The sequence below is a fragment of the Listeria grayi genome (assembly GCF_900638015.1).
Lineage (GTDB): Bacteria > Bacillota > Bacilli > Lactobacillales > Listeriaceae > Listeria > Listeria grayi.
In genome coordinates this window covers 771,327-797,303 of the sequence record NZ_LR134483.1, presented here as the reverse complement: position 1 = coordinate 797,303, position 25,977 = coordinate 771,327, and the positions used below count along the sequence as shown (strand labels likewise).

30 protein-coding genes and 1 tRNA gene are annotated in these 25,977 nt (G+C 42.6%); 6 read left to right on the top strand and 25 right to left on the bottom strand.

The genetic code is table 11. From position 1 onward, the window contains the following. Nucleotides 1-23: 23 nt before the first annotated feature. From tsaD to EL241_RS03750, 6 genes are all read right to left on the bottom strand, one after another. Nucleotides 24-1,040 carry a tRNA (adenosine(37)-N6)-threonylcarbamoyltransferase complex transferase subunit TsaD gene (gene tsaD, locus EL241_RS03775; protein ID WP_036104667.1) on the bottom strand — a complete coding sequence of 339 codons (1,017 nt, stop codon included), beginning with the start codon at nucleotides 1,038-1,040 and terminating at the stop codon, nucleotides 24-26. After that, entirely contained in the window at nucleotides 1,040-1,519 is a 480-nt protein-coding gene (gene rimI / locus EL241_RS03770) for a ribosomal protein S18-alanine N-acetyltransferase (protein ID WP_036104668.1), read from the bottom strand. Before rimI ends, tsaD begins: the two co-directional genes overlap by 1 nt. Continuing rightward, nucleotides 1,492-2,163, bottom strand: a complete 672-nt coding sequence (tsaB, locus tag EL241_RS03765) for a tRNA (adenosine(37)-N6)-threonylcarbamoyltransferase complex dimerization subunit type 1 TsaB (RefSeq protein ID WP_036104669.1) — start codon at nucleotides 2,161-2,163, stop codon at nucleotides 1,492-1,494. The genes rimI and tsaB overlap by 28 nt, the downstream gene beginning before the upstream one ends. Further along, entirely contained in the window at nucleotides 2,160-2,618 is a 459-nt protein-coding gene (tsaE, locus tag EL241_RS03760) for a tRNA (adenosine(37)-N6)-threonylcarbamoyltransferase complex ATPase subunit type 1 TsaE (RefSeq protein ID WP_036104670.1), read from the bottom strand. The genes tsaB and tsaE overlap by 4 nt, the downstream gene beginning before the upstream one ends. Before the next feature lie 82 nt (nucleotides 2,619-2,700). Beyond that, nucleotides 2,701-3,057, bottom strand: coding sequence for a fluoride efflux transporter CrcB (gene crcB, locus EL241_RS03755; RefSeq protein WP_003758153.1), 357 nt, complete (start codon nucleotides 3,055-3,057; stop codon nucleotides 2,701-2,703). Beyond that, nucleotides 3,047-3,439, bottom strand: coding sequence for a fluoride efflux transporter FluC (locus EL241_RS03750; RefSeq protein WP_036104673.1), 393 nt, complete (start codon nucleotides 3,437-3,439; stop codon nucleotides 3,047-3,049). The genes crcB and EL241_RS03750 overlap by 11 nt, the downstream gene beginning before the upstream one ends. A 152-nt stretch (nucleotides 3,440-3,591) precedes the next feature. Between EL241_RS03750 and EL241_RS03745 the strand changes: the two genes are divergently transcribed. Next, nucleotides 3,592-3,675 (top strand) — tRNA-Leu (locus EL241_RS03745). A gap of 522 nt (nucleotides 3,676-4,197) precedes the next feature. Here the strand turns inward: EL241_RS03745 and EL241_RS03740 are convergent. From EL241_RS03740 to EL241_RS03715, 6 genes are all read right to left on the bottom strand, one after another. Further along, nucleotides 4,198-4,647, bottom strand: coding sequence for a hypothetical protein (locus EL241_RS03740; protein ID WP_036104674.1), 450 nt, complete (start codon nucleotides 4,645-4,647; stop codon nucleotides 4,198-4,200). 12 nt (nucleotides 4,648-4,659) lie between these two features. After that, nucleotides 4,660-5,031 carry a DNA/RNA non-specific endonuclease gene (locus tag EL241_RS03735; protein WP_126320363.1) on the bottom strand — a complete coding sequence of 124 codons (372 nt, stop codon included), beginning with the start codon at nucleotides 5,029-5,031 and terminating at the stop codon, nucleotides 4,660-4,662. A gap of 312 nt (nucleotides 5,032-5,343) precedes the next feature. Then, nucleotides 5,344-5,829, bottom strand: a complete 486-nt coding sequence (locus EL241_RS03730) for an SMI1/KNR4 family protein (protein ID WP_036104675.1) — start codon at nucleotides 5,827-5,829, stop codon at nucleotides 5,344-5,346. A gap of 20 nt (nucleotides 5,830-5,849) precedes the next feature. After that, the gene (locus EL241_RS13780) at nucleotides 5,850-7,274 is read right to left on the bottom strand and encodes an HNH endonuclease signature motif containing protein (RefSeq protein WP_052009104.1); all 1,425 of its coding nucleotides are present in this window, start codon (nucleotides 7,272-7,274) and stop codon (nucleotides 5,850-5,852) included. Next, entirely contained in the window at nucleotides 7,274-7,564 is a 291-nt protein-coding gene (locus EL241_RS03720) for a DUF5344 family protein (RefSeq protein WP_036104676.1), read from the bottom strand. The genes EL241_RS13780 and EL241_RS03720 overlap by 1 nt, the downstream gene beginning before the upstream one ends. A 2-nt stretch (nucleotides 7,565-7,566) precedes the next feature. Then, entirely contained in the window at nucleotides 7,567-7,785 is a 219-nt protein-coding gene (locus EL241_RS03715) for a hypothetical protein (protein WP_036104677.1), read from the bottom strand. A gap of 274 nt (nucleotides 7,786-8,059) precedes the next feature. On the opposite strand from EL241_RS03715, the gene EL241_RS13615 reads away from it, so the two are divergent. Continuing rightward, nucleotides 8,060-8,209 (top strand): hypothetical protein, encoded by a 150-nt coding sequence (locus EL241_RS13615; protein ID WP_159099828.1) that lies wholly within the window; start codon nucleotides 8,060-8,062, stop codon nucleotides 8,207-8,209. Between the two features lie 11 nt (nucleotides 8,210-8,220). Here the strand turns inward: EL241_RS13615 and EL241_RS03710 are convergent, their stop codons facing one another. Continuing rightward, nucleotides 8,221-9,579 carry a DUF2254 domain-containing protein gene (locus EL241_RS03710; protein ID WP_036104678.1) on the bottom strand — a complete coding sequence of 453 codons (1,359 nt, stop codon included), beginning with the start codon at nucleotides 9,577-9,579 and terminating at the stop codon, nucleotides 8,221-8,223. Between the two features lie 109 nt (nucleotides 9,580-9,688). Then, on the bottom strand, nucleotides 9,689-10,732 hold the full coding sequence (locus EL241_RS03705) for an alpha/beta hydrolase (protein WP_036104679.1): 1,044 nt from the start codon (nucleotides 10,730-10,732) through the stop codon (nucleotides 9,689-9,691). 204 nt (nucleotides 10,733-10,936) lie between these two features. Between EL241_RS03705 and EL241_RS03700 the strand changes: the two genes are divergently transcribed. Together EL241_RS03700 and argH are read left to right on the top strand one after the other, a co-directional pair. Continuing rightward, a complete protein-coding gene (locus EL241_RS03700; RefSeq protein WP_036104680.1) occupies nucleotides 10,937-12,151 on the top strand; it encodes an argininosuccinate synthase in 1,215 nt (404 codons plus the stop codon). A 3-nt stretch (nucleotides 12,152-12,154) separates the two neighbouring features. Continuing rightward, nucleotides 12,155-13,522, top strand: coding sequence for an argininosuccinate lyase (gene argH / locus EL241_RS03695; protein WP_126320361.1), 1,368 nt, complete (start codon nucleotides 12,155-12,157; stop codon nucleotides 13,520-13,522). A gap of 21 nt (nucleotides 13,523-13,543) precedes the next feature. On the opposite strand, the gene EL241_RS03690 is transcribed toward argH, so the two are convergent. From EL241_RS03690 to EL241_RS03680, 3 genes are read right to left on the bottom strand one after another with little or no spacing between them, the layout of a single operon-like run. Continuing rightward, nucleotides 13,544-14,410 (bottom strand): ROK family protein, encoded by an 867-nt coding sequence (locus EL241_RS03690; protein WP_036104682.1) that lies wholly within the window; start codon nucleotides 14,408-14,410, stop codon nucleotides 13,544-13,546. A 40-nt stretch (nucleotides 14,411-14,450) separates the two neighbouring features. Then, nucleotides 14,451-14,993 (bottom strand): HD domain-containing protein, encoded by a 543-nt coding sequence (locus tag EL241_RS03685; RefSeq protein WP_036104684.1) that lies wholly within the window; start codon nucleotides 14,991-14,993, stop codon nucleotides 14,451-14,453. Between the two features lie 24 nt (nucleotides 14,994-15,017). Continuing rightward, nucleotides 15,018-15,713: a carbonic anhydrase gene (locus EL241_RS03680; protein WP_036104687.1), complete on the bottom strand. Its 696-nt coding sequence runs from the start codon at nucleotides 15,711-15,713 to the stop codon at nucleotides 15,018-15,020. 214 nt (nucleotides 15,714-15,927) lie between these two features. Here EL241_RS03680 and EL241_RS03675 point away from each other — a divergent pair, with 214 nt between their 5' ends. Continuing rightward, nucleotides 15,928-17,223 (top strand): arsenic transporter, encoded by a 1,296-nt coding sequence (locus tag EL241_RS03675; protein ID WP_036104689.1) that lies wholly within the window; start codon nucleotides 15,928-15,930, stop codon nucleotides 17,221-17,223. A 34-nt stretch (nucleotides 17,224-17,257) separates the two neighbouring features. On the opposite strand, the gene EL241_RS03670 is transcribed toward EL241_RS03675, so the two are convergent. From EL241_RS03670 to EL241_RS03650, 5 genes are read right to left on the bottom strand one after another with little or no spacing between them, the layout of a single operon-like run. After that, nucleotides 17,258-18,331, bottom strand: a complete 1,074-nt coding sequence (locus tag EL241_RS03670; protein WP_036104692.1) for an ABC transporter substrate-binding protein — start codon at nucleotides 18,329-18,331, stop codon at nucleotides 17,258-17,260. Beyond that, nucleotides 18,328-19,137: an ABC transporter permease gene (locus tag EL241_RS03665; protein WP_036104694.1), complete on the bottom strand. Its 810-nt coding sequence runs from the start codon at nucleotides 19,135-19,137 to the stop codon at nucleotides 18,328-18,330. Before EL241_RS03665 ends, EL241_RS03670 begins: the two co-directional genes overlap by 4 nt. Further along, nucleotides 19,134-19,949: an ABC transporter permease gene (locus EL241_RS03660; RefSeq protein WP_003758120.1), complete on the bottom strand. Its 816-nt coding sequence runs from the start codon at nucleotides 19,947-19,949 to the stop codon at nucleotides 19,134-19,136. Before EL241_RS03660 ends, EL241_RS03665 begins: the two co-directional genes overlap by 4 nt. Further along, a complete protein-coding gene (locus EL241_RS03655; protein WP_003758117.1) occupies nucleotides 19,950-21,044 on the bottom strand; it encodes an ABC transporter ATP-binding protein in 1,095 nt (364 codons plus the stop codon). It lies immediately after the preceding gene. A gap of 20 nt (nucleotides 21,045-21,064) precedes the next feature. Next, the gene (locus tag EL241_RS03650; protein WP_036104696.1) at nucleotides 21,065-21,607 is read right to left on the bottom strand and encodes a helix-turn-helix domain-containing protein; all 543 of its coding nucleotides are present in this window, start codon (nucleotides 21,605-21,607) and stop codon (nucleotides 21,065-21,067) included. A gap of 270 nt (nucleotides 21,608-21,877) precedes the next feature. Here EL241_RS03650 and EL241_RS03645 point away from each other — a divergent pair, with 270 nt between their 5' ends. Then, nucleotides 21,878-22,243: a hypothetical protein gene (locus EL241_RS03645; protein ID WP_036104698.1), complete on the top strand. Its 366-nt coding sequence runs from the start codon at nucleotides 21,878-21,880 to the stop codon at nucleotides 22,241-22,243. A gap of 18 nt (nucleotides 22,244-22,261) precedes the next feature. On the opposite strand, the gene cobA is transcribed toward EL241_RS03645, so the two are convergent. From cobA to nirB, 3 genes are read right to left on the bottom strand one after another with little or no spacing between them, the layout of a single operon-like run. Further along, complete coding sequence (gene cobA / locus EL241_RS03640; protein WP_036104700.1) at nucleotides 22,262-23,239, bottom strand: uroporphyrinogen-III C-methyltransferase; 978 nt, start codon at nucleotides 23,237-23,239, stop codon at nucleotides 22,262-22,264. Next, a complete protein-coding gene (gene nirD / locus EL241_RS03635; protein ID WP_003758108.1) occupies nucleotides 23,236-23,550 on the bottom strand; it encodes a nitrite reductase small subunit NirD in 315 nt (104 codons plus the stop codon). Before nirD ends, cobA begins: the two co-directional genes overlap by 4 nt. Nucleotides 23,551-23,554: 4 nt before the next feature. Beyond that, entirely contained in the window at nucleotides 23,555-25,954 is a 2,400-nt protein-coding gene (nirB, locus tag EL241_RS03630; protein WP_036104702.1) for a nitrite reductase large subunit NirB, read from the bottom strand. Nucleotides 25,955-25,977: the final 23 nt, after the last annotated feature.

Here is a 25,977-nt window from a genome sequence, read left to right as displayed (position 1 = left end):
CTGGCCTGCTACCCAGCTGTTTCTTATTTTCCTAATTCCAAACTTGGATCGGCATTCAGTGCCAAACCACTCCGTTTGCCTTGTTCGTAAGCGATAGTTCCTGCCGCTGCGATCATTGCTGCATTATCGCCGCACAGCGATAACGGCGGAATCACCAGCTCTACTTCCGGAAGTGCTTCAAAAGCAGCTTCTAAACCTGCTCGGAGTCCCTCATTCGCAGCTACACCGCCAGCCAGCAGCAATTGTTTGACACCATAATGTTGTACCGCCCGCATGGTTTTCGTTACTAATACTTCTACCACACTTGCTTGGAAACTTGCCGCAAAATCTGCGTTGTTAAGTGTCTCACCACGTTGGCGCATATTATGCACTTGATTGATGAACGCTGATTTTAAACCGCTAAAACTGAAATCATAATTATCTTCCCGAATCATCGCTCTGGGGAAAGGAAAAACAGCTTCGCCTTCCTTTGCTAAACGATCGATCTGCACACCGCCGGGATAAGCCAAGCCAAGTGTCCGAGCTACTTTATCATAGGCTTCGCCGGCTGCATCATCACGTGTTTCACCAATCACGTCAAAGGAATAATCTTCTTTCATCAAAACAAGTTCCGTATGGCCACCACTCACTACCAAGGCAAGCAACGGAAATTTCAAAGCCGCCACCAAACGATTGGCATAGATATGGCCGGCGATATGGTGAACACCGATGAGTGGTTTTTGATGAGCAAATGCTAACGCCTTCGCAGCATTTACCCCGATAAGTAATGCACCGACTAATCCCGGCCCCTCCGTCACAGCGATTGCTGTAACTTCATCGATCGTCACACCTGCTTCTGTCAATGCGGCTTCGATCACAATCGTGATCTGCTCGACATGATGCCGCGATGCGATTTCAGGAACCACGCCGCCAAAACGTTTATGGCTCTCGATCTGCGAGGCGACAATATTTGAAAGGATCTCCGTACCATTTTTCACCACTGCTGCAGCTGTTTCATCACAGCTTGACTCGATTCCTAAAATATACTTGTCTTTTGTCATTATAGATCCACCCACATTACTAGTGCATTTTCGTGATTGTCCGGATAATAATTCTTACGGATCGCTCCGGGTTCGAAATGCAACTTTTTATATAAATTTTGTGCTTTCTGATTACTCACGCGAACTTCTAACGTCATGTGTGTGACACCAGCCTTTTCCGCCTGCTGCATCAATTCCCGCAGCAACAGCTCGCCATAATGATTGCCTTGCTGTTCGGGATGAATCGCAATATTGGTGATGTGCCCTTCATCTAAGATCAGCCAGATCCCCGCATAGCCGATAATGACCGCGTCTAATTCGATGACGATATAAGCCGCAAATTCATTCAATACCAGTTCATTGCGAAAAGCCGTTTCCGTCCATGGCGAAGTAAATGCCGCTTTTTCAACACGTAAAATACCGGGTAAATCTTCCAGTTCCGCATTACGCAGAACTACTTTTCCCGACTCGTTCACTTGTTTTCCCTCGCTTCCAGCCACTTGCTTTCCGCCTCCGCAAGCTTCAAATAGGTTGGCACAAACTGCGTGGCATTCTCGCCAGCTTCATTCAAAGCGAGTTTTACTAATGTACTAGCTCGTGCAAAGTTCAAATCGACCGATGCAAAAATCGCCCGATCACCCAGCCGCTCGCTGATACGTTCCTTTAAAACAGGAGAAATGTCCCCAGCGATGATCGCCCGGTCCGAGATGTGAGCAAGCAGTTCCTCCAAAGCGATATGCTGATCGGAAAATACACTCTTCCCTTGCTGATAAACCGCTCCATATACATTTCCGCGCCGTGCATCGATCAATGGCACTACTGGCTCCGTGGCGAAGGAAAAATTACCTGCAATCGCAGCTAATGACGAAATGCCCACGATAGGGATCTGCCGGTCCCAAGCAAGTGTCTTCGCAACTGTCACTCCGATCCGAAGCCCTGTATACGATCCCGGACCACTCGAAACAGCAATTTTCTCCAAGTCAGCAACCGCAATGCCACATTCTTCCAATAACTGTTCAATCGCCGGCATCAGCCGAACACTGTGATTTTTCTTTAAATTGGTCGTGAGCTCGCCTAATATTCCCGACGCATTCCCAACCGCGACACTCATCGTATCCGTTGCTGTATCGATTCCTAAAATCATTTCATCACCTCCGCACATAACGCCTCATAGCGGTTCCCCACCGGATTCAGAACAATATCGCGCACCTCATCGCTCACCCGCGTGATCGTTATTTCCAAATAATCAGGAGGTAGAATGTCACGAATAAAGTGCGCCCATTCCACGACAGCAACACCGTCGCCCTCGATATATTCCTCGATCCCCAGGTCATCGCTGCCAGCTTCTTCCAGCCGATAAACGTCCAAATGATATAGGGGCAGTTTCCCCGATCGGTATTCCCGTAATATCGTAAACGTCGGACTTTTGACCATTTGGCTGATACCAAGACCTTCTGCAAGACCTTTTGTAAATGTCGTCTTCCCCGCGCCAAGATCACCTTCCAGCAAGATCAGATCCTGCCGCTTTAAATGTCCAGCTATTTTTTCCGCAAACTGGATCGTTTCCAGCGCGTTTTTCGTCTGTACACAATACTCCATTTCGTCACCTATCTCAATTTATTCTGTCATTATCATATCATATAATAATCAAAAACAATATCGCCGCTACTTCATCATCAGCTTACTTTCCCAGCCACAATCCAAACAAGACCGCTGCTAGTCCGCCGCCATAAGTAAGAAGTGCATAACTCACCATATTCCCTATTTTCCGATTGCGGAACAGTTCCACTAGATCGACTTGAAACGTTGAAAATGTCGTAAAACCCGCGATGATCCCCGTTCCGATAAACAACCGCCAATGTGCTGGGACTGCTATCGCCGTCAAATAGCCTAGCAACGTCGCACCGATCATATTGATCAAAAACGTTCCCAAGGGAAAAGCAAACCGCCAGTTCGCCTTAACAAGCAACGATAAGACATAGCGCCCGACCGCCCCGATACTGCTTCCTGCTGCCACCACTAAAAAGTTAATCCACATGGAGCGTCCTCCTTCTCTGCAACCGTGCACTTATTGAAAAACCATAAAACGCCAGCACTAGTCCCGCAACAGCGCTGATGATCCCATAAGTCATTGCTAACCCCACATGACCTGCCTCAAGCAGCTGGATCGTTTCCATGCTAAATGTAGAAAACGTCGTAAACGTTCCGATAAATCCTGTTCCGATCCCGGAAATAAACGCCTGCGAAAATATTTTTCGCGATTGCAGATAAGAAACCGCAAACCCCAATAAAAAGCTGCCAACCAGATTAACGATCAGCGTATGCCACGGAAATAGCCCGTCAGGAACGATAACACTCACCCCATACCGCGCCATGCCACCTAAAGCACCAAAAAAAAGAATATATCCATAATAATACATCTATGCCAACCACTTTTCGTTATTATTTATTCGTTTATTATAGCACGAGAGATATCATTATTGCGGATTATTTTAGTAGAAATCCAGCTTGACAATTCTTATCGAAGCTAGTTATAATAACGTTACGCGTGAGTTTCACGCACTAAAACAACGCGGTCGTGGCGGAATCGGCAGACGCGCTAGGTTGAGGGCCTAGTGGGGTAAAACCCGTGGAGGTTCAAGTCCTCTCGGCCGTATATAAAGTATGAAAACTCTTAGAGGTTCTAGGGGTTTTTCTTTTTTTCTTCTCCTTGTAAGTAGGTAGGCATAATTGGTAACTAGCCTAGTGGGTTACTGTTAGTAGGAATAAAAAGTATTTTTAATAAAAATGTGAGATATAATGATAACTTCCTTATCGAGAATTTTATCAGAATCAATTCAAAGAGACTTGGAAGATATTGTTATATATTATAAACAAAGGGTTAAACAGAAACTAAACTCCTATGCTTCTGCAAGTTCTCCTACATAGTTGGCTCACCTATTGCAAGCTTCTTTACTAAAGCGTATAAGTACTCAAACTCCCCTCAATGTGTATCTTGTATTTCAGTATTCCTCTATCTGTGTAGATGTTTTGGCTGGATAAATTGAAAATTTCTTCCATGTTATCCCTCTCCTATCGTCTTATTACCTTTATTTAACGAACGAACGTTCTTGTTATCAATAGGTATTTAGGCACAAAAAAAGCCCTGCCAATTAAGGCAAGGCTACAAAATATTCTTTTACTTATTTTTATTTCTCTCTGCGTCTATCCATTCCATAAAAATGTCAGATGAGTGTTTATCGTCAGTATTAGAATAAACTGGTTCATATTGGTAATCTGATTTTAAGGAATTAGCTTTCACATCATAAGTCAATCGCATTTCGGTCGGAATTGGACGGTCGTATTCTTTGCATGCAGAAATTATGCGGTCAAGTTCTTTTATCCCCGCATTCAGTATAGAAAAAACTTCTTTCTTATTAAAATTTTTCTTATTTCCTAACACCTCATTTACCTTACTAATAGTAACTATTTTTCCCTTTATTTGATAAAAAACATTAAATGTCAATGCACTTTCTTCATAAGACACGTAAATAAATACCTTTTCTGCTTGTGATTCTACATAGTCAAGCCCTAAAGAAATCATATCTGCTTGAATCTCCATAAATACATCTTCAAATACTTTTGCCATTTTAAATTCCTCCTAGTTGCGTATAATTTTTTTATAAGCGTTCCCGTCTATTTCATATTCTACCTCAAAAGATTTTGGTCGTAGAGAGCCTTCCTCATAATGTATTTTTATATCCACCGATACTTTTTTTCCTTCTTTGATTGCTTTAGCCCATGTATCTTCTAAATTTTTATAATGTTTTAAATTCACTTTCTTTGCTTGTGATACCAAGTTATCCAAGTCCCCCGAACCACCAAACCTATCGGCTACTAAATGCCCTGCATGGTCTCCTTCTTGCTTATCGGGTGTTTTTGGGTTATGTGGCTTCCGTCCTTCGTGGATTTTAAGTTGTAAATCATCTGCATACGCATGGACGATAGCGCCGTTTGAATCGGATGATAAAATACGTCAAAAATGTTGGTTGCCGTTACTTTCATGCCTACTCCAATTTATTTATTATACTACAATCTCAAGTGAGAATTTAAATCATTTTCCCACTATAAAACAAAAACCCCCAATACTACTTAAAGTACTGGGGTTACTTGATAGCGCCATGACCTTAACGGGCACAGGATTTTGAGGACTGTAAACACCGAAAATGGGTGGTGCTAGCTAGATATATAAAAATATCCTAACCGTTACTAAACACTATCTTTCTATATTTAAAACAGCCTAAACTGGTCTGTTTTTGGTCAATAAACTTTATTGAAATCCGGCTTATTTCACAATCTTCATAAATTCATCAAAGCTATTTGCTACATGATAAAATACAGGTTTCCAATCATCCGATCTTTCATGATCCCATACAACGACTGTAGGATTATCTCCACCTTTTCGAAAATCTAAACAAAGGAAATTTCCTGCAAAAAGGACTGCTATTGGAACAACAGCATTACCTAGTTCATCTGCATGTTCCTCGTCCGTCAATCGTTCTTCGATTTGCGCTAAAACCACGTTTATATCATATACTCCCAGCTCTATTTCCTTTGGGTTAGGTACTTGGCATAACAACCTATCAATGACATATTCATGATTATTTTCTGCTAGGAATACCCCTCTATAATCTTTAGGAGAACAACCATTGTATTCTTTTATTAATTCCCTATATTTTTCAGGAAATGTCACTCTTAAAAACGCCTCATTTTCATTAATTAGTTCATCTGTAGGCAATGGTAAAATTACACTAGTATTATCAAATTCCATTCTTTTATGCTCCTTTTATTTTAACGTTTGCTGTCCGCCCACATGCCTGCACTTCTTCCACCATCATGGGTAGTCACGTTGTGTATGCCGAATTCTACTAACTCCATTTTCCCCGGTGTTTCTGTATGATGCCATGTAGTTTTTTCCACTACGCCACCAATTTGCTCATTCAGCCATTTAAATTGTATATAGTCGGACTTAACCCACAGTTCTTTTGGTAAATATACTGTCTTACATACAACTCCAGCATCTTTAAATTGAGCAATTCGTTTGCTGTCAATTTTTTCGATTTTTATTTTAGGTATATAGCCTAACTCTTCTGATCTTTGCTTTATAACTATACGCTTACTCTTTGGTATAATTGCTCCACCTAGAACATCATTTTTCCAATCCCAAGTATTATTACTCTTAACATTACCAGCATACACAGCCGCATACTCATCCAAAACCTCATCAAACGTCTTCGTTCCTGCAATAAATTCATTGATTTTCTTCGTATTCGGCTCCGGGATTTTCTTCGTTTTGTTTCTTTTAAAGAAATCCTTCGCACTCTTGATCGAGCCAAACTTTTTCAATCTCGCAAGTCGATTTATCCCACCTGCTACCCCGATAACACCCATCACGCCTGTTACGACATTGGTATAACCATAAGCGTCTCCATATTCATAGGGTTCGAGCATGCTTTGATACGCCACTAACTTTGTTGTTTCTAGTGGATCGGCTAGAAAAGAAGTCGCTAAACTCCCTAATCCCTTTACTGTTTGAACAGGGTGGAAAAATGGTGCTATAAAACTGGTTGCTGTTACTTTCATGCCTGCCCCGATTTGCCTTGCTTTGTTTCGATCATAATTCCGATAATCTTTTTCAATTCGAGAAGCATGGCGCTGCTCCATCTGTAATAATTGTTCCATTTTCTTTGCTGTCTTGGCAAGTTCATGCCCTTCTGAATCCTGTAACTTTCTTATTTTCTGTTTAAGTTCCCGGTCTAGCTCTTCCAACACCTGTTTATTATGGGTCTGATTCGCTTTCATATCCGGTTTATCATCTAAAATCGGAAACATACTTCTGGGTGGCGCATGGGAAGCGAACACACTATAACTAAGCTCGTGCAACGCTTGCTCCTCTGATTTTGCCACGTTTCGCAAGTAGCTTGGATTAATGATACTCGGTCGATTCGGATAGATCTCGCCGTCAATACTGCGAAAATCTTCCATGTAACTGGATAGATATGTAAAAAGTTTCTCCACCGCAACCGTTTCTCGGTCGACCGTGTCACGATGACCGCCATACGCGATATTCATTGCCTTGGCTAGTTTTCCGTCTTGTTGTTGGATCTCTCGCTGTAATTTTGCTAGTGAACTATCCAATGTTTTTAGGGACTGTTTCATTTTATAAAGCGCTCGAACCGCTTCTTCCATCTCTCCCATGGTAAGTTTGAATTCCACTATTTTCCACCGCCTAGTTGTTTATCTTGTTGTATCACGCTCTCCACGGCTTTCTTACTTGTTTGGATATCTTTTTGTAAACGATTTAAGCTCCACGAATGGAGCGTCTTTTCCATCGCTCGCTGGACTTCGGTATAACGTGTGATAAAATTAGGGGATTTCATGTGTTCTACTTTCGCCAATATTTTTTCTATGTGTTTCATTTCGGTTTGAAAGCTGTCTAAGGAATGCTCCGCACGTTTTAATTCTTGTAAAACTTCTCCTGCCGTCCATTTGATCTCTTGCGCCATTGTTAGAAGTCCTCCCTTAGCTGTGCGGATTTCTCGTTGCAAAGGGAGATTATGCTTCCTAATATGCTTTCGATATTTATCAGTGTATTTTCCAAGGTTTCGATTTCTTTGTGGTTCTCATCGACCAATTGCTTACGCCTTCGACCCACGGCAGACTTTGCTTCTTCCAGTACTGCCCTTCTTGCGTTTATCGTACTTTTTAGCTGTGTTTTGTAACTCATATGTGTTCATCTCCTTGGTGTCTGTGTGAGAAAAGTATACCAAAAAAGAGAATAAAGAGCTATAATCCTTCTATAGCGCATATATTAAAAAAACCACTCCCTAATTAAAGAGAATGGCGCAAGAAATAAGGTGCCTATTAGATAGGTTAGCTCCTACTAGATAGCTTATTAAAGCCCTGTTGATATAAGTGAAGTGCACCCCTAAGTTAGACCAAAAAATCCAACTTTAGGGGCGCACTATAAGACAATGGGGTATCCAACTAGGAGGTACTACATGATCATCATTGAATGGCTCATCTCCCTTTTTCTCTCTCTTCTAGGTGACGGCATCCAAGATTTTGTCGGTGCTAAGCTCGCGAATCGAGAAAAGAGGAGAAAGCGAAGTAAAAAGAAAAACAAATATAACTTTGATCGGCTAAATTAAGTTTTTGATCTTCACAAAAACTTCGTCTTGATCTTCAAATAAGCATCCATCTTCTTTGTGTAAATAGCAATCTCATGAATAGAGTCCAACATCATTTTCCGATCTTGTTGGTAAAAATGATCTTTGTTGGCAAACTCTAACGTTTCTTGGATAAAATCCCAAATATCCTCAAAACGTTTAGGATTTACTACTTTAATAACGACAGCCATGGTGTAAAACAATTCATTAAATAGGACGTAATTGCCATTTAAATAATAGCGAACTTGCCCAAAACCTTCATGGAGGTAACTTCTAAAATCGATCAATTTGTAAACGACGCGAATCTGATTTTCTTTATCCTGTAGGTATGGCGCGGAAGAGACCGTTTTATCCATATAGATCAGTAGTTCTGCCATTTTGTGAAAGGTAGACTTTAATGTATGCGGGTCATTATTTCCGATTGCTTTGATCGCCATGTCACTTAACTTGCCCATGCTGTATTCCATATCCTGCATCTCCGAACGTTTATGCCCGATCGTGATGAAGGTATTGTAGCTTTCTCGATCGACATTATCACAGCCGGGACCCCAATAGGAAAATAAAATGCTTCCTTCTAATACGAAATCCCCCGGTTTTGCTTCTAATTCAAGCATGATATCGTCTTTTCTCGCTTGCTCGATCAGCTGATAAAAATCGATCAGTTCAATGTAACCCGCCGTATCCGAGTGAAAAGATTGATGATTTTCCTTAGGTAAAAGCGAACTATCATCATCTGTACGATGAGGTTCTAATTCTTCTAATATGGTGGACTCCATAATCCCGATCGAGTTATTTTTCATCCGCTCCACAATATTATGTACTTGCAGCCATGTAACCGTATGATTAATAAAACCAATAAATACGATTGCTGTAAACAGTGTTACGATCACGCAAGAAATTGGAACGGCGGTGAAGGTATCGCGGGAACTCGTCGTCACAAATAAAAAGGAGATCAATGTAAAAACAAAGCTACCGTTAAATATCCCTAAGATATGCTGCGTTTTTCGATCAGCAACAAAATTGAGCAGCATCCGTGGAGTAAACTCGGAACTGAAAGTCGTTAAGACGACGAGGATCGAATTGAGTGTGTATGCACTGATCAGCAAAGTCCCACTTACTAAAACACCCAGTAGCGTTCTCGTGCTGACACTGCTAGCTGCCAGCATTTGGTTAACGTGATCAGGCATGTCCCACACCAGATCTACCACAAGCGGTACCGAAACAAGCGCTCCCGTTATCAGAATATAAATAAGCGGCTGGACCCAGATCGTTAGGTGCGTTTCATAGCGACGCTGCCTTCGATTCATTTGAAAATATTTTTTGATCGTCTTTGGTAAAAGTCGTTGAAACATATAGTTGTGCCTCCCTCTCTCTAGGTCTTATTACCACATTAGCAGGGTTAGAAACATCCGGGCACAAAAAAGGAACCCGAGATTGATCTCGGGTTCCTTTTCAAATGCTTTATTTTTCTTGTAAAAATTCGCTGATCCATTCATACGTCTGCTTCGTTGCTTCCGAAGGCGTCGTCATGAAGTCATGCGTTACTTTGTCCAAACGTTTTGCAAATACTTTTACACCGGCATTCTTCAGTTTTTCAGCATACGCTTCACCTTGATCGCGCAATGGATCGTATTCAGCGGTCACTAGGAAAGTATCTGGCAAACCACTGAGATCTTTGCTGCGGATCGGAGCAACGAGCGGATCGTATTTATGTTCGGTATTTTTAGAAAGATATAATTTGAAAAATTTATCTAAGGATTCTTTCGTCAATACATAACCGTCTTGGAATTCGTCCATCGAAGGATAAAGGACGGATGCGTCACGGCTGAAAATATCTGTTGGCGGATATAATAGGATCTGTTTTGTGATGACCGGTCGGCCTTTTGCCTTCGCAAGCTGTGCTGTAACCGCTGCCAGGTTGGCACCAGCGCTATCGCCGGCTACAACGATTCCTTCTGATTTAGCTTGTAAGCTAGTTGGATGACTTGCTACCCAAAGGAGCGCGCTGTAAGCATCTTCTACTGCTGCCGGGAAAGGATTTTCCGGAGCTAAGCGGTAATCCACGGAGACCACTTTCATTCCTGTTTTTTGCACGAGATTCCGAGCGATCGCATCAGTACTTTTTACATTCCCAACGACGAAGCCGCCGCCATGGAAATAGACCATGATGTCGTAAGGTCCTTTATCGGTTGGTGTATAGATTCGCAAATTCAGTTTTCCACCGGGGCCGTCGATTTTTTTATCTTCTACGTCGCCGATTTCAATTTCTTTTGCAGCTGGCAATGCTTTTTCAGTTAAGCGCATGTATTTATATCTGGAATCGACATCTGAGAGAGGCGCTTTATTTTTAACATATTCCTTGGCTGCCTCTTCTAAATTATCTAATACTTCTGGATTGAATTCCTTTTTGCCGTTTGCTTTTTTGTAAATAAAAAAGACTACCGCGAGTGGTAATAAGATGATACTGACGAATACGACCAGTATCCATTTTAGTACGCTTTTCATTTGCGTTCAGCTCCTTTGTACCTGATTTTCTACTCTGTAAGTATAGCAGTTTTATTGAAAAGAACCAATTATAAACGCTTACCTAAAAATGAATTTTTAAACAAATAAATGTATAAATATAATAAAAAGGGTTGTTTTTCGTTTTATTCAATGGTAATATTAATTCAATAATTCGTATATTTATTAATAAAAGGAGTTGCTGACATGACAAAAGAAAAAATCGTACTTGCTTATTCTGGAGGTTTAGATACATCTGTAGCTATTCAATGGTTGCTGGAATCGGGCTATGATGTGATCGCCTGCTGTTTAGATGTTGGAGAAGGTAAAAACCTGGATTTCGTGAAAGAAAAAGCACTGACTGTTGGCGCAAGTGCTTCCTATACCATTGATGCCAAAGAAGAATTTGCGAAAGACTTTGCATTGATCGCCTTGCAAGCACACGCTTATTATGAAGGAAAATATCCGCTGATCTCCGCACTCAGTAGACCGCTGATCGCTAAAAAACTTGTCGAAGTAGCACGTACAGAAGGTGCCAGCGCGATCGCGCATGGCTGTACTGGGAAAGGAAATGACCAAGTGCGTTTTGAAGTGGCGATCCATGCCTTAGCACCTGATTTGAAAGTTGTTGCTCCTGTTCGTGATTGGAAATGGTCGCGTGAAGAAGAAATCAATTATGCCAAAGAACATGACATTCCGGTTCCGATCAATCTAGATAATCCATTTTCGATCGATCAAAACTTGTGGGGCCGCAGCAATGAGTGTGGTGTGCTCGAAAACCCGTGGGTCGCACCTCCTGAGGAAGCCTATGATCTGACAACTAGTTTAGAAAACACGCCGGATCAAGCAGACATCATCGAGATCACCTTTGATCAAGGAGTTCCGATCGCTTTAAATGATCAAAACATCCCGCTTGCGGAATTGATCCTTACATTGAATGAAATCGCCGGTAAACATGGCGTTGGCCGGATCGACCACATTGAAAACCGTTTAGTTGGCATCAAATCACGTGAAGTTTACGAGTGCCCTGCTGCCGTCACATTGATCGCTGCTCATAAAGAACTGGAAGACCTAACATTCGTTAGAGAGATCGCGCATTTCAAACCCGTGATCGAACAAAAAATCAGTGAAATGATCTATAACGGATTATGGTTCTCCCCGCTTACTAGCGCATTGATCGCCTTCCTTAAAACGACACAAAAATTTGTCAACGGGACGATCCGTGTGAAATTATTCAAAGGTCATGCCATCGTAGAAGGCAGAAAATCACCGAATTCCTTATATGATGAAAACTTGGCTACCTATACTTCTGCTGATACATTTGACCAAGAAGCAGCTGTCGGCTTTATCAAGCTTTGGGGACTGCCAACGAAGGTTCATGCAGAAGTCAATGCGAAAATCGAAGTAGATTCGGAGGTATAAGACATGGAAAAATTATGGGGCGGACGATTTACAGGGAAAAGTGAAGCGTGGATCGATGAATTCGGCGCCTCGATTTTCTATGATCAAAAGCTTGCGCAAGAAGATATCGAAGGAAGCAAAGCACACGTTACCATGCTTGGAAAAACCGGGATCATCAGTGAGGTGGAAGCAGCCGAGATCCTGCAAGGTCTTACGATTTTAGAAGAAAAAGCTCAGCAAGGTAAGCTTTCTTTTACTAGTCAAAACGAAGATATCCATCTCAATATCGAAAAACTGCTTCATGATGAGATCGGCGCGGTAGCTGGGAAACTGCATACTGGTAGAAGCCGAAACGATCAAGTTGCAACGGATATGCATTTGTACTTAAAAAAACAAGTCCAGCTTATCCTAGAGGGTATCCAAGCTTTGAAGGAAACGCTAGTAGACAAAGCGGAACAGCATGTAGAAACGATCATGCCTGGCTATACGCATTTGCAACACGCCCAGCCGATCTCCTTTGCACACCATCTGCTTGCCTACCACGGTATGTTTGCCAGAGATTATGAACGCTTCTCCGAGAGCATCAAGCGGATCGACATTTCTCCACTTGGTTCAGCAGCGCTTGCCGGCACTACTTTCCCGATCGACCGGGAACTTACTGCAGAATTGCTCGGCTTTTCTAGTATTTACGAAAATAGTTTAGACGGCGTCAGCGATCGGGATTTTATTATCGAATTTTTGAGTAATGCCTCGTTGCTGATGATGCACTTATCACGTTTTTGCGAAGAATTGATTTTATGGACAAGTCATGAATTTCAATTTGTCGAATTGACGGATACGTATTCTACAGGCAGCTCGATCATGCCGCAGAAAAAAAATCCGGATATGGCAGAATTGATTCGTGGAAAAACCGGCCGTGTCTATGGGAATCTTTTCAGCTTGCTTACCGTTCTCAAAGGGCTACCGCTTGCTTATAACAAGGATCTCCAGGAAGATAAAGAAGGCATGTTCGACACGGCAGAAACGGTGCAGAAATGTGTCGCTGTTTTTACCGGGATGATCGAAACAATGAAAGTCAATAAGCAAACCATGGCGGCTTCGACGGAAAAAGATTTCTCCAATGCCACCGAACTGGCGGACTATTTGGCGAAAAAAGGTGTTCCGTTCCGTGAGGCACATGAAATCGTCGGTAAACTAGTGCTTACTTGCACGCAAAATGGCCATTATCTGCAAGATATTCCTTTGGCAGATTATCAAGCAGTGCATCCGGCGATCGAAGCGGATATTTATGAAGTACTTGCCTCTAAGACAGCCGTTGAAAAACGAGATTCTTATGGCGGTACGGGCTTTGAGCAAATCAAAGCCGCGATCGCACGCATAAAAAAAGGGTAGCCTAAGTGGCTACCTCTTTTTTTATTTACTTGCTTCAACAGCAAGTAACACACAACCAGTAATACCGGCATTATCTTCTAATTTCGGTGGTACGATATAGCTTTCCAGATCCGGCAGTTCGATGTAGTCATTATTAAGTGTTACGATCTTCTCGCGGATCAGCGGGAATAATTGGCGCTGTTTCATGACACCACCGCCGAGGACGATTCGTTCTGGTGACAGGATCAATGTATAATCCAGCAATGCTTTCGCCAAATAGCTGGCTTCCAGATCCCAAACGGCTTTGTCTTCGCTCAGATCAACGCCTTTTTTGCCCCAGCGCGCTTCGATCGCACTACCAGCCGCCAGACCTTCCAGACAATTTTTATGGCTTGGACATGTACCTTCAAATGTATCTTCCTTTTCATTCCCAATTAAAATATGTCCCATTTCCGGGTGAGAATATCCTTCTAAGATTTTGCCATTTACGACCGCGCCTCCGCCAATGCCCGTTCCGACCGTTAAGTAGATACAGCTTTCCACATCTGCTGCCGCACCGAGTTTCACTTCTCCTAATGCAGCTGCATTCACATCTGTCGTAAAGCCGATCGGTACATCGAATTTCGCTTTCATATTGCCGACAAAATCATAATTCCTCCACGCTAATTTCGGTGTTTGCGTGATATAGCCGTATGTATCGCTTTTTTTACGAATATCGATCGGTCCAAAAGAACCGATACCAATTGCAACAAGCTCCGCCCGATAGTTTTCAAAAAAAGCATATACTTTTTCCATCGTTATTTCCGGTTTCTCAGTCGGAAACGATTCGCGCTTGATGATTTTCCCATTTTCCTCGCCGACTGCAACGACAAATTTCGTTCCGCCAGCTTCAATTGCTCCATAAAGCATGCTAAACTCCTCCTCTAAATAAAACGGTTACATTTTGTTGTTATTTACGGAAGATCCAGCCGACAAGCCTAGCATAGGTCTCAAAATAAGCTGGGATCTCCTTCGGGTCGAGCCCGTAAGTCATGTTTTTCACAACACTTTGATTATACCACTTTTGCAGAGAATAGCCACGTTTAAAATAGTTCCAGACACGATCGCCTTCCGAGCTTAGCGCATACTTGACAGAAGTCAAATTATCCAATTTATCTGCTACAATGATCGCTTTTTCTTCCAAAGAACCGTTTCTTACCACTTCAATTGTATGTGCTTTACGTTCTTCCCACGATAAATCTTTATTTTCCGTATGGGCAGCGACCAATTGTGCCACGTGCCTACCGAATTCTGTTTCGATTTCTTCTATCGTGATTGGCGTGTCCTCCACAACATCGTGAAGTAGTCCGGCAACAACGACATCAGTTCCAAATCCTGCTTGTTGTAAGATCCGGGCGACATTAAAAGGATGGGAAAAATAAGGCTCTCCAGTGATTTTGCGACGTTGGCCACGATGTGCTTCTTTTATAAATGTTTTTGCTTTTTCATACATAGCTGGAAAGCCCCTTCCCCGTTCTTATTCTGATTCGACTACTGTCCGGCCATGGAGCGGTTGAACTGGTCTGACCGTCCCGCCGATTATTTTTTCGAAGGTTGCATGATCTGCCGGTGTAATCGTTGCTGGCTCTTTCAATACGATCCATGTCAGATTTTCAAGCGTTGGCGGTGTAGTGAGTGATCCCATGTAATGATAATAAGCCCGTTCTTTCGGCAAAAAATCCTCTACGGATAACTGGATCGTCCGCTGTTGTTCAAAATCCGGGAAAACTTTATTGAAGTCTTCAGCGAGTTCCTGCAAAACAGCATTCATTGCTTCGCCAAACTCCATCCATACACCAATCACTAATTTTTCTTGGTTTTCGTTTTCATGGACAAAATGCCATTCGATCGGTTTTTCCTTGCCATTCAACAGATGTTCAGACGGAATATGAGCGTGAAACGCAAATAACTTATAAAAGGTACCCTTATAGGTAACACCTTGTGTTTGATCTGTTGGGAAAGCATGCACACTATTCTCGATACGCTTGATCGTGAACGTATCCTTTATGTAGTGAAATGCTAATGGTTCTTTCGTTATTTTTTGAAGCTGATCTTGCTGAATGTCGATGGGAGATTGCTCCCTACCAGTATCGGCGATTTCAAATTCCGGACAAAGATGCCCCCACATCTCTGGTCCGCGTTCGCCATGGTAGTCCCAGGTCACTTGGTTCATATTCTTCTATTTCCTCCTTATAGCTGATTGTGCCATTTCATTATTTTAGCTGTTTCTTTATAAAAATAGCAAATATTTGCTACAAAGCCCGACCTCTTTTAAAGTAGGAATGAAACGGGTATTATAAAGATATTATGCTAACGTAATTTTCTATTTACCCGTTTTTCACTGTTTACAAGCATGAAATTCCATTATTTTTAAATAGGAGCTCAAAATGACCATTTTTTTAGCAATTCTCATTTTTTTCATCACTTTATTATTCGTGATCTGGCAGCCAAAAGGTCTTTCGATCGGTTGGTCCGCACTTGGGGGTGCAGCGTTAGTACTACTGCTCCAGATCGTCTCACTGGAGGATGTCTGGGCTGTGGTCAGGATCACTTGGAATGCGACACTGACATTTGTAGCACTTATTATCATTTCTTTAGTGCTGGATAAAATCGGTTTCTTTGAATGGGCCGCATTACACATGGCGAAGTTTGCCGGCGGACATGGCAAGCGGATGTTTTTAGCGTTGATACTGCTTGGCGCTGTGATCGCTGGATTGTTTGCCAATGATGGCGCTTCGTTGATCCTCACCCCGATTGTACTCGCGATCGTGCGCACACTTGATTTTGATGACAAGCAGATCTTTCCGTTTATCATCGCTTCCGGATTTATTGCCGATACGACCAGCATGCCACTCGTTGTCAGCAATCTCGTCAATATATTGTCGGCAGATTTCTTTCATATTTCTTTTTCCAGTTATGTCGTGCAGATGCTATTGCCAACGCTATTTTCTTTCCTAGCCAGCACGCTTGTTTTATATCTGTATTTCCGCAAAGCCCTACCGAAAACATATGACTTAGCACAAGTCAAAGTTCCCGCCGAGGCAATCCAAGATCGTCGATTATTCAAAATCAGCTGGTACCTACTTGCCATTCTGTTGGTCGGTTATTGGGTCGCACCGATCTTTAAACTTCCGATCTCAGTCATCGCGCTACCGGCTGCCGGCATCCTATTATACGCCAGCAAAAAAAGCCACTGGATCAAGGCCAAGCAAGTTTTGAAGGAAGCGCCCTGGAATATCGTCTTCTTTTCCGTAGGTATGTATGTTGTTGTATACGGCCTGCAAAATGCCGGGATCACAAAACTGCTAGCACAGATCATTCAAACAGCGAGTTCGCACGGCTTATTCGCATCGATACTTTCCATGGGATTCTTATCTGCTTTCCTCTCCTCCATTATGAATAATATGCCTGCCGTAATGATCCATGCACTGGCGATCGACCAAGTCCACGTTCACACCACGATTCATTCAGCACTTATATACGCCAATATCATCGGTGCCGATATCGGTCCGAAGATCACACCGATCGGCTCGCTAGCAACATTGATATGGCTTCATTTACTGAATAAGAAAGGGATTCAGATCTCTTGGCTACGGTATATGAAGATTGGGATCATTTTGACGGTTCCGGTGTTGTTTGTTACGCTTGTGGGCTTGTATGTTAGTGTGGTTTGGTTGCATTAAAAAAAGCTGAAGCCCGGGGCTTCAGCTTTTTTTATTATTTCCGATACATCTTCACTTCCAAAAACAACTCATTATAATAAGCCAACATCTTCTTCCCAAGATTATCATACACTTCCAAGTTTTCAAGTGCTTTTTTCGTTGGGTAAAAACGTTTGTCGTTAGCTATTTCTTTTGGAAGTAAGCTGACGGCTTTTTTATTTGGCGTTGCATAACCGATGTATTCTGCATTTTGTGCAGCGTTTTTAGGATCAAGCATAAAGTTGATAAATGTATGGGCTCCTTCTACATTTTTCGCTGTTTTTGGGATGACCATGTTGTCGAACCATAAGTTGGAACCATCTGTCGGGATGACATATTCTAAATCTTTATTTTCATCCAGCATTTCGGAGGCTTCTCCGGAGAATGTCACGGCCACGCCTGCTTCGTTATCAGCCATCAGGAGTTTGATCTCATCGCCGACAACGGCTTTCACATTCGGCATCAATTGCTGCAATTTATCGCGTGCGGCCAATAGATCTTTTTTATTCGTATCATTCACGGATTTCCCCATGCTGTTAAGGCCAAGTCCCATGACTTCCCGCGCGCCGTCGATCAGTAGGATCTGATTAGCGAGGTCTTTGTCCCAGAGTGTATCCCAATGGCTGAAGTCTTTATCAGGAAACATTTTCTTGTTATAAATGACTCCCAGTGTTCCCCAGAAATACGGCATTGAGTATTTATTATTTGTGTCAAAGGATAGATCCATAAATTGTTTATCGAGGTATTTTTCATTTGGTAGTTTTTTATGATCAAGTGGAATGAGCAGGTTTTCTTGTTTCATTTTGCTGATGGCATAATCACTTGGTACTGCGACATCAAATGTGGTACCGCCTTGTTCGATTTTCGTCATCATCGCTTCATTTGAATCAAAGGTTTGGTAAATAACTTTGATGCCGGTCTGCTTTTCGAATTTCTTCAATAGCGCTGGATCGATGTAATCGCCCCAGTTATAAATGGTCAGCGTATTTTTGCCGGAATAACCTTCGCTACGGTTCAAACTCGAAGCAAGCACCAGCATCACAAGCGCTAACAGGATGATCGGGATAAATATACTTACTAATCGCTTCATTCTTTCACAGCTCCTGTTCCTGCGCGTCCTGCTTTACTATTGCGCTGATTGATAAAGTAATAGCCAACTACCAGCAAGATCGTAAATAGGAATAACAGTGTCGATAACGCGTTGATCGATAGGGAGATCCCTTGCCGAGCCCGCGAATAGATCTCAACGGATAACGTCGAGAAGCCATTTCCGGTGACAAAAAAGGTAACAGCAAAGTCATCTAATGAATAGGTCAATGCCATGAAAAAGCCGGCTAGTATCCCGGGTGAGATCGACGGCAGGATTACTTTGCTCAGCACCTGAAATTGACTGGCGCCGAGGTCTCGCGCTGCGTCTACCATTGTTGTGCTCATTTCTTGAAGCTTCGGTAGCACCATCAATACAACGATCGGAATGCTGAAAGCGATGTGCGATACCAACACCGAAGAAAAGCCGAGTTTGATTCCCAAAATAGTAAAGAAAATCAAAAAACTGGCACCAATAATAACATCTGGACTAACGATCAAGACATTATTCAAACTAAGCAATGTATTTTTCGTAAATTGCTTTTGCAGATATTTGATCGCAAGCGCTCCGCAGACACCGACTAAGGTTGCGATCACGGAAGATAACAGTGCGATCACGAATGTATTAAGCACAATGATCAACAATCTGGTATCTTGAAAAACTTCCTTGTAATAAGCGAGCGTGAAACCTTTGAAATGGTGCATCGTCCCGCCGCTGTTGAAAGAATAGAAAATCAAGTAAAAGATGGGCGCGTACAAAATCACAAAAACGATGAACAGGTAAAGATTGCCCCATTTATTTCTTTTCATTTGTTCGTCCCTCCTTTACGTTTGCGTTTTGAACCGGTCAAAAACATAATAATGATCATTGCGATGATCAAAAACACACCGATCGTTGAGCCCATTCCCCAGTCCTGTGTGACCAAGAAATGTTCTTCGATCGCAGTACCAAGTGTGATGACGCGGTTTCCGGCAATCAATCTGGTGATCATGAACAATGAAAGTGCCGGAATAAAGACAGCCTGACAGCCTGCTTTCACTCCGTCAGCCGTCAATGGGAAAATCACCCGTTTGAAAGTCGTCCAGCTTGATGCACCAAGATCACGAGATGCTTGAATCAATGTCGGATTGATTTCTTCGACCGCATTAAAGATCGGCAAGATCATAAACGGGATAAAGATATACGTCGACACAAATAAGAAACTAAAATCAGTGAATAAGATTTGTTTCCCGCCGATGCCGATAAATTTCAAGAATTGATTGGCTGTTCCATAAGTGCCGAAAATCCCGATGAAGGCATAAGCTTTCAGCAGCAAATTGATCCAGGTCGGTAGAATGATCAAAAGCAGCCATAATTGTTTGTGTTTCAATTTTGTCAGCAAGTAGGCCGTTGGATAGGAGATCAATAGCGTGAATAGCGTGATCAAAAACGCATACCAAAAGGAACTCAGCGTCATTTTCATATAAACGGGCGTAAAGAAATGCTGATAATTGCTAAATGTAAAATTGCCATTGATATCGAAAAAGGAATAATAAACGATCAGTAAGATGGGAGCCACAACAAACAGAATGATCCATAACAAATAAGGAACGAGATAGACAGCACGTGATTTCCGGCTCATTTATTCTACCTCGTCGTAGCTTTCCAAACGTTTGTCGAATTCTGCTTCTGTTTCGCCAAGGCGCATGACATGGATCGCTTCTGGCTCAAAAGCAAGTCCGATCTTGTCGCCGATCTTTACTTTGCGTGTCGTATGCACTAACCATTCGTTCCCATCAGTATCCATACAACCGATCTCATAATGGACGCCGCGGAACAATAGCCAGTCGACAGTTACTTGTAGTCTGCCATTTTCTGCAGAAGTGATTTCCAGATCTTCTGGACGCAGGACTACTTCGACTGTTTCATTCGCATGGAATCCTTGGTCCACACATTCAAAACGTCGGTTTACAAATTCCACTTCAAAATCTTGGATCATTTTCCCACTGACGATATTAGATTCGCCGATAAAATCCGCCACGAAACGGTTGAGCGGCTCATCATAGATGTCGATCGGCGTACCGCTTTGCTGGATCTCGCCTTTATTTAAAACAAAGATCTCATCGCTCATCGCCAGCGCTTCTTCTTGATCATGTGTAACAAAGATAAAAGTGATTCCGAGCCGACGCTGCAATTCGCGCAGTTCGTACTGCATCTCTGTTCTTAATTTCAAATCTAACGCGGACAGTGGTTCATCGAGCAAGATCACTTCCGGTTCATTCACGATCGCCCGGGCGATCGCGACACGCTGCTTCTGACCGCCGGACATTTCAGCGATTTCTCGCTTTTCGTATCCTGCTAAATTGACAAACCGCAATGCTTCTTTCACTTTTTCATCAATTGCTGCTTTCTTCCATTTCTTGATTTTAAGTCCGAATGCTACATTTTCATAAACATTCAAATGTGGAAATAACGCGTAATCTTGGAATACCGTATTTACCGGACGTTTATTTGCTGGAATCGTATTTATAACACGATCATTCAAATGGATCTTTCCATCAGTCGCTTCTAAAAAACCTGCGATCAGACGCAGAATCGTTGTTTTTCCGCAGCCAGAAGGCCCTAGTAAAGTATAAAATTTCCCTCTTTCGATCTCAAAACTAACATTATCCAATACTGGTGGATCATTATCAAATTGCTTTGTCACGTTTTCAAAGCGAATAATTGTTTCTGCCACGTCAATTCCCCCTATTTCTCTTATAAATACGACTCCGTTGCGACAATAATCAGTTTCGCAGGTTGGTCGGTTTGGTTGATGATTCGATGTTCATCGGTTGCGCTAAAATAGACAGCTTCGCCATTTTTCGCTATATAGGCATTTTTCCCGATCAAAATCGTGATTTCGCCTTCTAATACATAGCCGAATGTTTCCGACAGCGAAGGTTCAAAGCTTTTAAACGCACTGTGCGCTGCTACTTCCAGCAGTACCGGTTCCATTTCTTTTTCATTCGATTCCGGGACAAGCCATTTTATCCTGTACCCTTTTTCTTCATCTTCAAAAAAAGTATGTTCTCCTTCGCCATAAATAACTTTTTGCGTATGTTCTTCTTCATCAAAGAACGCTTTTGGCGAACTGCCAAGCACTTCTAAAATATCAAAAAGCGTCACAATTGACGGAGAACTCAAATCACGTTCCAGCTGTGAAATATATCCTTTCGTCAAATCTGTCCGCTCGCCAAGTTCTTCCTGTGTTAAATTTTTACTTAATCGTAAGTTTTTGATTTTTTTCCCAATCTCCATGTCGCTATCCTCTCAAGTTTAAAAATAGTAAACATCAAGTCAGTATAGTTTAGTAAAAATAAACTTCAAGTTTACTTACAGCAAGGGTAATTATACATGATTCTTTGCGTTGGGGCAATGACTTTTTGGAAATTGACTCTCTCGGGAGTAAATGCGGCAATGTCAAGACTTAGGAAAGAAAAAAAGTTAGATTGTTTTAAAATCGTCACATTTTATCCACAGCAATTTTTCTAGTTCTTTAGTATCCTTTTAACTGAAAGGAGCTTTCAAATGAAACGACTACTCATTCATTTGTTTGGTTTTGTCATATCCTTATTTTTCTTAGGATATGCAGCCTACACTGTTATATATTTAGGTTATCTAGTTGATGCAAAAAATCTTAGCATCGAATCTCAAGTAAACCATGCTCATCAATATTCGTGGTTGATTTTTTTCACTTCTCTAGCCGCGGTCTTATTGTTCGCACTGGCAATAATAAAGCAGGTTCGAACAAATACATGGTCTTTATTCGGTGCTTTATTTCTAGTTTTTGCCTTTGGATTAAGCTATTTTACCGTACATTCTATCAAGCAAGTAGAACAGACACCTGCCAAGCAGTTGTGCGTTCACAAAAAAACAGAAATGCTATCTCATTAGCATTTCTGTTTTTATTTTTTAGCCAACAAATCCCTTTTCCCTGTGACTGACACCGATTCGTTTTTCTAATCTTGCTAGTAGATTAGCCGCTTCACTATCCAGAAAAACAATCTCATCCCAGCAAGCTGTTTCGTGCAAAATGCGCTGATGGATCGTATCAAATCGCTGATCAGCCGTTGCCACTGCCCACACATACGCACCTTTTTCGGTGTAGGAAGTGACTTGCTCGAAGCGAAGTGGCTTGCTGGAAACAAGGAGATAATTCTTTCCAAATAGCGGCAATTTCTCGAACCATGATTTGCCATGGTGCTCTTTGACGACATCGCCGATAAGGATCATAGCGGGATTATGGATCGCAGCTGCCTTCACTTTATGAATGATCGTGCCCACGTCGCCGATGATCGTCTTTTGTTTGCCTAGTGTTCCCCACTCAATTACAGCGACCGGAAGCTTTTTATCTGCGATCTGTAAGCAGATTTCCGTCAAATTCTCGATTCCCATGTAAAAAGCATAGGTTCCCTTGTCCAATGTCTGCAAACTCGGCAAGCCGTCGATCGCCCGATGTCCCGTTGCAAGTGTGGCATGACTGCAGTGCTCGCGATGTGTGAGCGGGATCCCGGCATAGATCGAAGCAGCCGAGGCCGCTGTTATACCGGGAATCACTTCATAGTCGATTCCATATTGGTTGATCCAATCCATTTCTTCCCCGACTCTGCCAAATACTGCTGGATCGCCGCCTTTCAGTCGAACGACCTGTTTTCCGGAAAGTGCTTGCTCAACGATTGTTTCATTGATCTTGGTTTGGCGCAGGCTATGTTTGTGCGGCTCTTTTCCGCAATAAATAAATGTGGCATCGGCTTTGGCTAGATATAACAGCAGCGGATTGACTAAGCGATCATAAATAATAACATCTGCTTGTTCGATCACCCTTCTCCCTTTGATCGTAAGCAGTTCGGGATCGCCGGGACCGGCGCCTACTAGCGAGATGCGTATCATTGTTCCATCACCAAGTACACATCGCCGTCCTCGACCACGGTTTGATAAGTTTCCACGCAACCATCGTCTGGCTCTTGTACTTTACCGTCTTCCAGTGAGATTTTGTAGTCATGGAGCGGACAGAAAACGAAATTGCCGGAAACCGTTCCTTCTGCGAGTGGACCTTCTTTATGTGGACATTTATTGTTGACTGCTTTGATCTCATCGTTAGAAAGTCTAAAAAGTGCAATCGTTTTATCATTATAATGTACTTCTCTCCCAATGCGAGGGATCAAGTCATCTAATTTCGATACAAATACTTTCTCTTTCATTTTCTCACACTCTTTCTACTTCATATAGTTTTTGTCTATCGTCTGATTCTAAAATGGCTTGCCATGGTTCTTTTCGTCCTGCCAAAGCTTTTTCCAGCTCTTTATTCAAATCTGCGCACAATGCCTGATCGGTAAGCACGGTCTGTACTTTTTCAAAGCCCATTCGTTCTAACCACGGAGCGGTCCGTTCGCCATAGATCCCTGTTTCGCGATAGTACTGCATCATTGCACCGCAAATCTCTATTACTTTTGCTTCGGTTTCTACGGTCGTCAGCAACTGACCTTGCTTGACCTCTGTACCGCCATTTCCGCCGATATAGATTTGAAAGCCGTTTTCTACACAGATGACACCGAAATCTTTGACGCCGGATTCTACGCAGCTGCGTGGACATCCGGAAACGCCGATCTTAAATTTATGCGGGGTATCGACAAATTCAAATTTTCGTTCAAGCTTGATGCCTAATCCCAAAGAATCTTGCGTGCCAAAACGGCAATATTGCTGACCGACACAGGTTTTGACGGTACGCAGTGTTTTACCGTAAGCATAGCCGGAACGCATATCTAATTCTTCCCAGATCTGCGGTAATTGTTCTTTTTTCACACCGAACAGGCCGATTCGCTGACCGCCAGTTAATTTCACAAGCGGGATATCATATTTTTCCGCTGCTTTCGCAATTTTGATCAGCTGCTGTGGATCTGTCTTTCCGCCTTCCATTCGTGGGATAACACTATATGTGCCGTCTTTTTGGATATTGGCGTGCATCCGTTCGTTCACAAAACGCGAAGAAGGATCTTCTACATATTCGCCCGGCCACAGCATCGTCAAATAGTAATTCAGTGCCGGGCGACACTTGGAGCAGCCTTCTAAATTGGTAAACTCTAGCACATGGCGAACCTCTTTGGCTGTCTTTAGCTTTTTGGCTCCGATCTGCGTAATGATCTGATCGCGTGAAAGTGTGGTACAGCCACAGATCCCAGTTGGTGCACTTGCTACTTTATCGCCAAGTGTATATTCTAAGATATCGCCAATGATTGGTTTACACTTTCCGCATGAACCGCCTGCCTTCGTATGTGCTGTTACTTCGGCAATAGAACTGAGTCCTTTTTCTTGGATGGCACTGACGATATTGCCCTTGGTCACACCGTTACAGCCACAGACTGTTTCGTCATCCGGCATGTCTGCAATATTGGTTGCTTCTGTTTCGCCTGCTTTGTGCAACATCGAGATCAATGTAAAATCAGTCACAGCTTCTTTTTTCTTGAGTAGATTGTAAAAACGGTTTCCTTCCGCTGTATCGCCATATAACACGATCCCAACTAATGTATCGTTTTCAATAAATAGCTTTTTATAGCAATTGTGAAGGCTGTCGAATACTTCTACTGCCTTGATGTCTTCCCCGCCTTGAATGCTTCCCGCCGAGAATAAATCGCAGCCGGATACTTTCAATTGCGTAAACATGGTACTTCCTTGGTAAGGAGCCGTTTCGATGTCGCATAAATGATCTGCTAAGATCTTCCCTTGCTCATAAAGCGGAGCAACTAGCCCGTAAACTCGTCCGTTATGCTCGGCACATTCGCCAACCGCAAAAACAGCTGGATCTGAAGCCTGCATAAAGTCATTCACCACAATACCTCGGTTCACCTGTAGACCGGCATTTTTCGCTACACTTACTTCTGGACGAATCCCGATCGCCATTACCACCAGATCCGATTCGATCTCCTCGCCATCGCTAAATCTAAGACCGGTTACCCGTTTTTCGCCCAGTATGGACTGAGTTGCTTTTTCCATTAAGAATTTCATGCCTTGTTTTTCCAAATCGGCTTTTAATAATTCGCCTGCCCGTTTGTCTAATTGCGTTTCCATCAACCATTCTGCTAAGTGGACGACCGTGACATCCATGCCTTGATCTAGTAGTCCACGAGCTGCCTCTAGACCAAGCAGTCCACCACCGATGACGGTAGCTTTTTGATAGTTTTTAGCCGTTTCCAGCATCGTATTCGTATCATCGATCGTCCGGAAACCAATAACACCTTCGAGCTGACTTCCTTCGATCGGTAAAATAAATGCCCTTGAACCGGTTGCCATCAATAATTTATCATAGTGGATACACTTACCAGACTGTGTGCCAACTTGTTTCGCCGTCACATCTACTGTTAGCGCCGGGTCCTGATTGATCAGATCGATTTGATTTTCTTCATACCAAGCATATGGATTAGTGATAATTTCTTCTGTAGTCATTTTATTTTGCAGTACATTGGAGAGCATGATCCGATTGTAGTTCGGATAGGCTTCTTCTCCAATAATTGTAATTTCATATCTGTTTGGATCACGTTCCAGGATTTCCTCAATAGTTCTGACTCCGGCCATCCCGTTACCTATCATGACAAGCCTTTCTTTTTTCATATGATCGCTCCTTATTTTGTGAA

What these genes read in the sequence shown, in the direction of transcription:
- tsaD (WP_036104667.1), bottom strand. Translation starts at nt 1,040, where the DNA reads ATGACAAAAGACAAGTATATTTTAGGAATCGAGTCAAGCTGTGATGAA.
- EL241_RS03685 (WP_036104684.1), bottom strand. Translation starts at nt 14,993, where the DNA reads ATGTATGAAAAAGCAAAAACATTTATAAAAGAAGCACATCGTGGCCAA.
- EL241_RS03650 (WP_036104696.1), bottom strand. Translation starts at nt 21,607, where the DNA reads ATGGAGATTGGGAAAAAAATCAAAAACTTACGATTAAGTAAAAATTTA.
- EL241_RS03730 (WP_036104675.1), bottom strand. Translation starts at nt 5,829, where the DNA reads ATGGAATTTGATAATACTAGTGTAATTTTACCATTGCCTACAGATGAA.
- EL241_RS03750 (WP_036104673.1), bottom strand. Translation starts at nt 3,439, where the DNA reads ATGTATTATTATGGATATATTCTTTTTTTTGGTGCTTTAGGTGGCATG.
- nirD (WP_003758108.1), bottom strand. Translation starts at nt 23,550, where the DNA reads ATGAAAGAGAAAGTATTTGTATCGAAATTAGATGACTTGATCCCTCGC.
- EL241_RS03710 (WP_036104678.1), bottom strand. Translation starts at nt 9,579, where the DNA reads ATGTTTCAACGACTTTTACCAAAGACGATCAAAAAATATTTTCAAATG.
- EL241_RS03705 (WP_036104679.1), bottom strand. Translation starts at nt 10,732, where the DNA reads ATGAAAAGCGTACTAAAATGGATACTGGTCGTATTCGTCAGTATCATC.
- EL241_RS03675 (WP_036104689.1), top strand. Translation starts at nt 15,928, where the DNA reads ATGACCATTTTTTTAGCAATTCTCATTTTTTTCATCACTTTATTATTC.
- EL241_RS03720 (WP_036104676.1), bottom strand. Translation starts at nt 7,564, where the DNA reads ATGGCGCAAGAGATCAAATGGACGGCAGGAGAAGTTTTACAAGAATTA.
- argH (WP_126320361.1), top strand. Translation starts at nt 12,155, where the DNA reads ATGGAAAAATTATGGGGCGGACGATTTACAGGGAAAAGTGAAGCGTGG.
- crcB (WP_003758153.1), bottom strand. Translation starts at nt 3,057, where the DNA reads ATGTGGATTAACTTTTTAGTGGTGGCAGCAGGAAGCAGTATCGGGGCG.
- EL241_RS13615 (WP_159099828.1), top strand. Translation starts at nt 8,060, where the DNA reads ATGATCATCATTGAATGGCTCATCTCCCTTTTTCTCTCTCTTCTAGGT.
- tsaB (WP_036104669.1), bottom strand. Translation starts at nt 2,163, where the DNA reads ATGATTTTAGGAATCGATACAGCAACGGATACGATGAGTGTCGCGGTT.
- EL241_RS03645 (WP_036104698.1), top strand. Translation starts at nt 21,878, where the DNA reads ATGAAACGACTACTCATTCATTTGTTTGGTTTTGTCATATCCTTATTT.
- cobA (WP_036104700.1), bottom strand. Translation starts at nt 23,239, where the DNA reads ATGATACGCATCTCGCTAGTAGGCGCCGGTCCCGGCGATCCCGAACTG.
- EL241_RS03715 (WP_036104677.1), bottom strand. Translation starts at nt 7,785, where the DNA reads ATGAGTTACAAAACACAGCTAAAAAGTACGATAAACGCAAGAAGGGCA.
- nirB (WP_036104702.1), bottom strand. Translation starts at nt 25,954, where the DNA reads ATGAAAAAAGAAAGGCTTGTCATGATAGGTAACGGGATGGCCGGAGTC.
- EL241_RS03700 (WP_036104680.1), top strand. Translation starts at nt 10,937, where the DNA reads ATGACAAAAGAAAAAATCGTACTTGCTTATTCTGGAGGTTTAGATACA.
- EL241_RS03740 (WP_036104674.1), bottom strand. Translation starts at nt 4,647, where the DNA reads ATGGCAAAAGTATTTGAAGATGTATTTATGGAGATTCAAGCAGATATG.
- EL241_RS03680 (WP_036104687.1), bottom strand. Translation starts at nt 15,713, where the DNA reads ATGAACCAAGTGACCTGGGACTACCATGGCGAACGCGGACCAGAGATG.
- EL241_RS03690 (WP_036104682.1), bottom strand. Translation starts at nt 14,410, where the DNA reads ATGCTTTATGGAGCAATTGAAGCTGGCGGAACGAAATTTGTCGTTGCA.
- EL241_RS03670 (WP_036104692.1), bottom strand. Translation starts at nt 18,331, where the DNA reads ATGAAGCGATTAGTAAGTATATTTATCCCGATCATCCTGTTAGCGCTT.
- tsaE (WP_036104670.1), bottom strand. Translation starts at nt 2,618, where the DNA reads ATGGAGTATTGTGTACAGACGAAAAACGCGCTGGAAACGATCCAGTTT.
- EL241_RS03665 (WP_036104694.1), bottom strand. Translation starts at nt 19,137, where the DNA reads ATGAAAAGAAATAAATGGGGCAATCTTTACCTGTTCATCGTTTTTGTG.
- EL241_RS03660 (WP_003758120.1), bottom strand. Translation starts at nt 19,949, where the DNA reads ATGAGCCGGAAATCACGTGCTGTCTATCTCGTTCCTTATTTGTTATGG.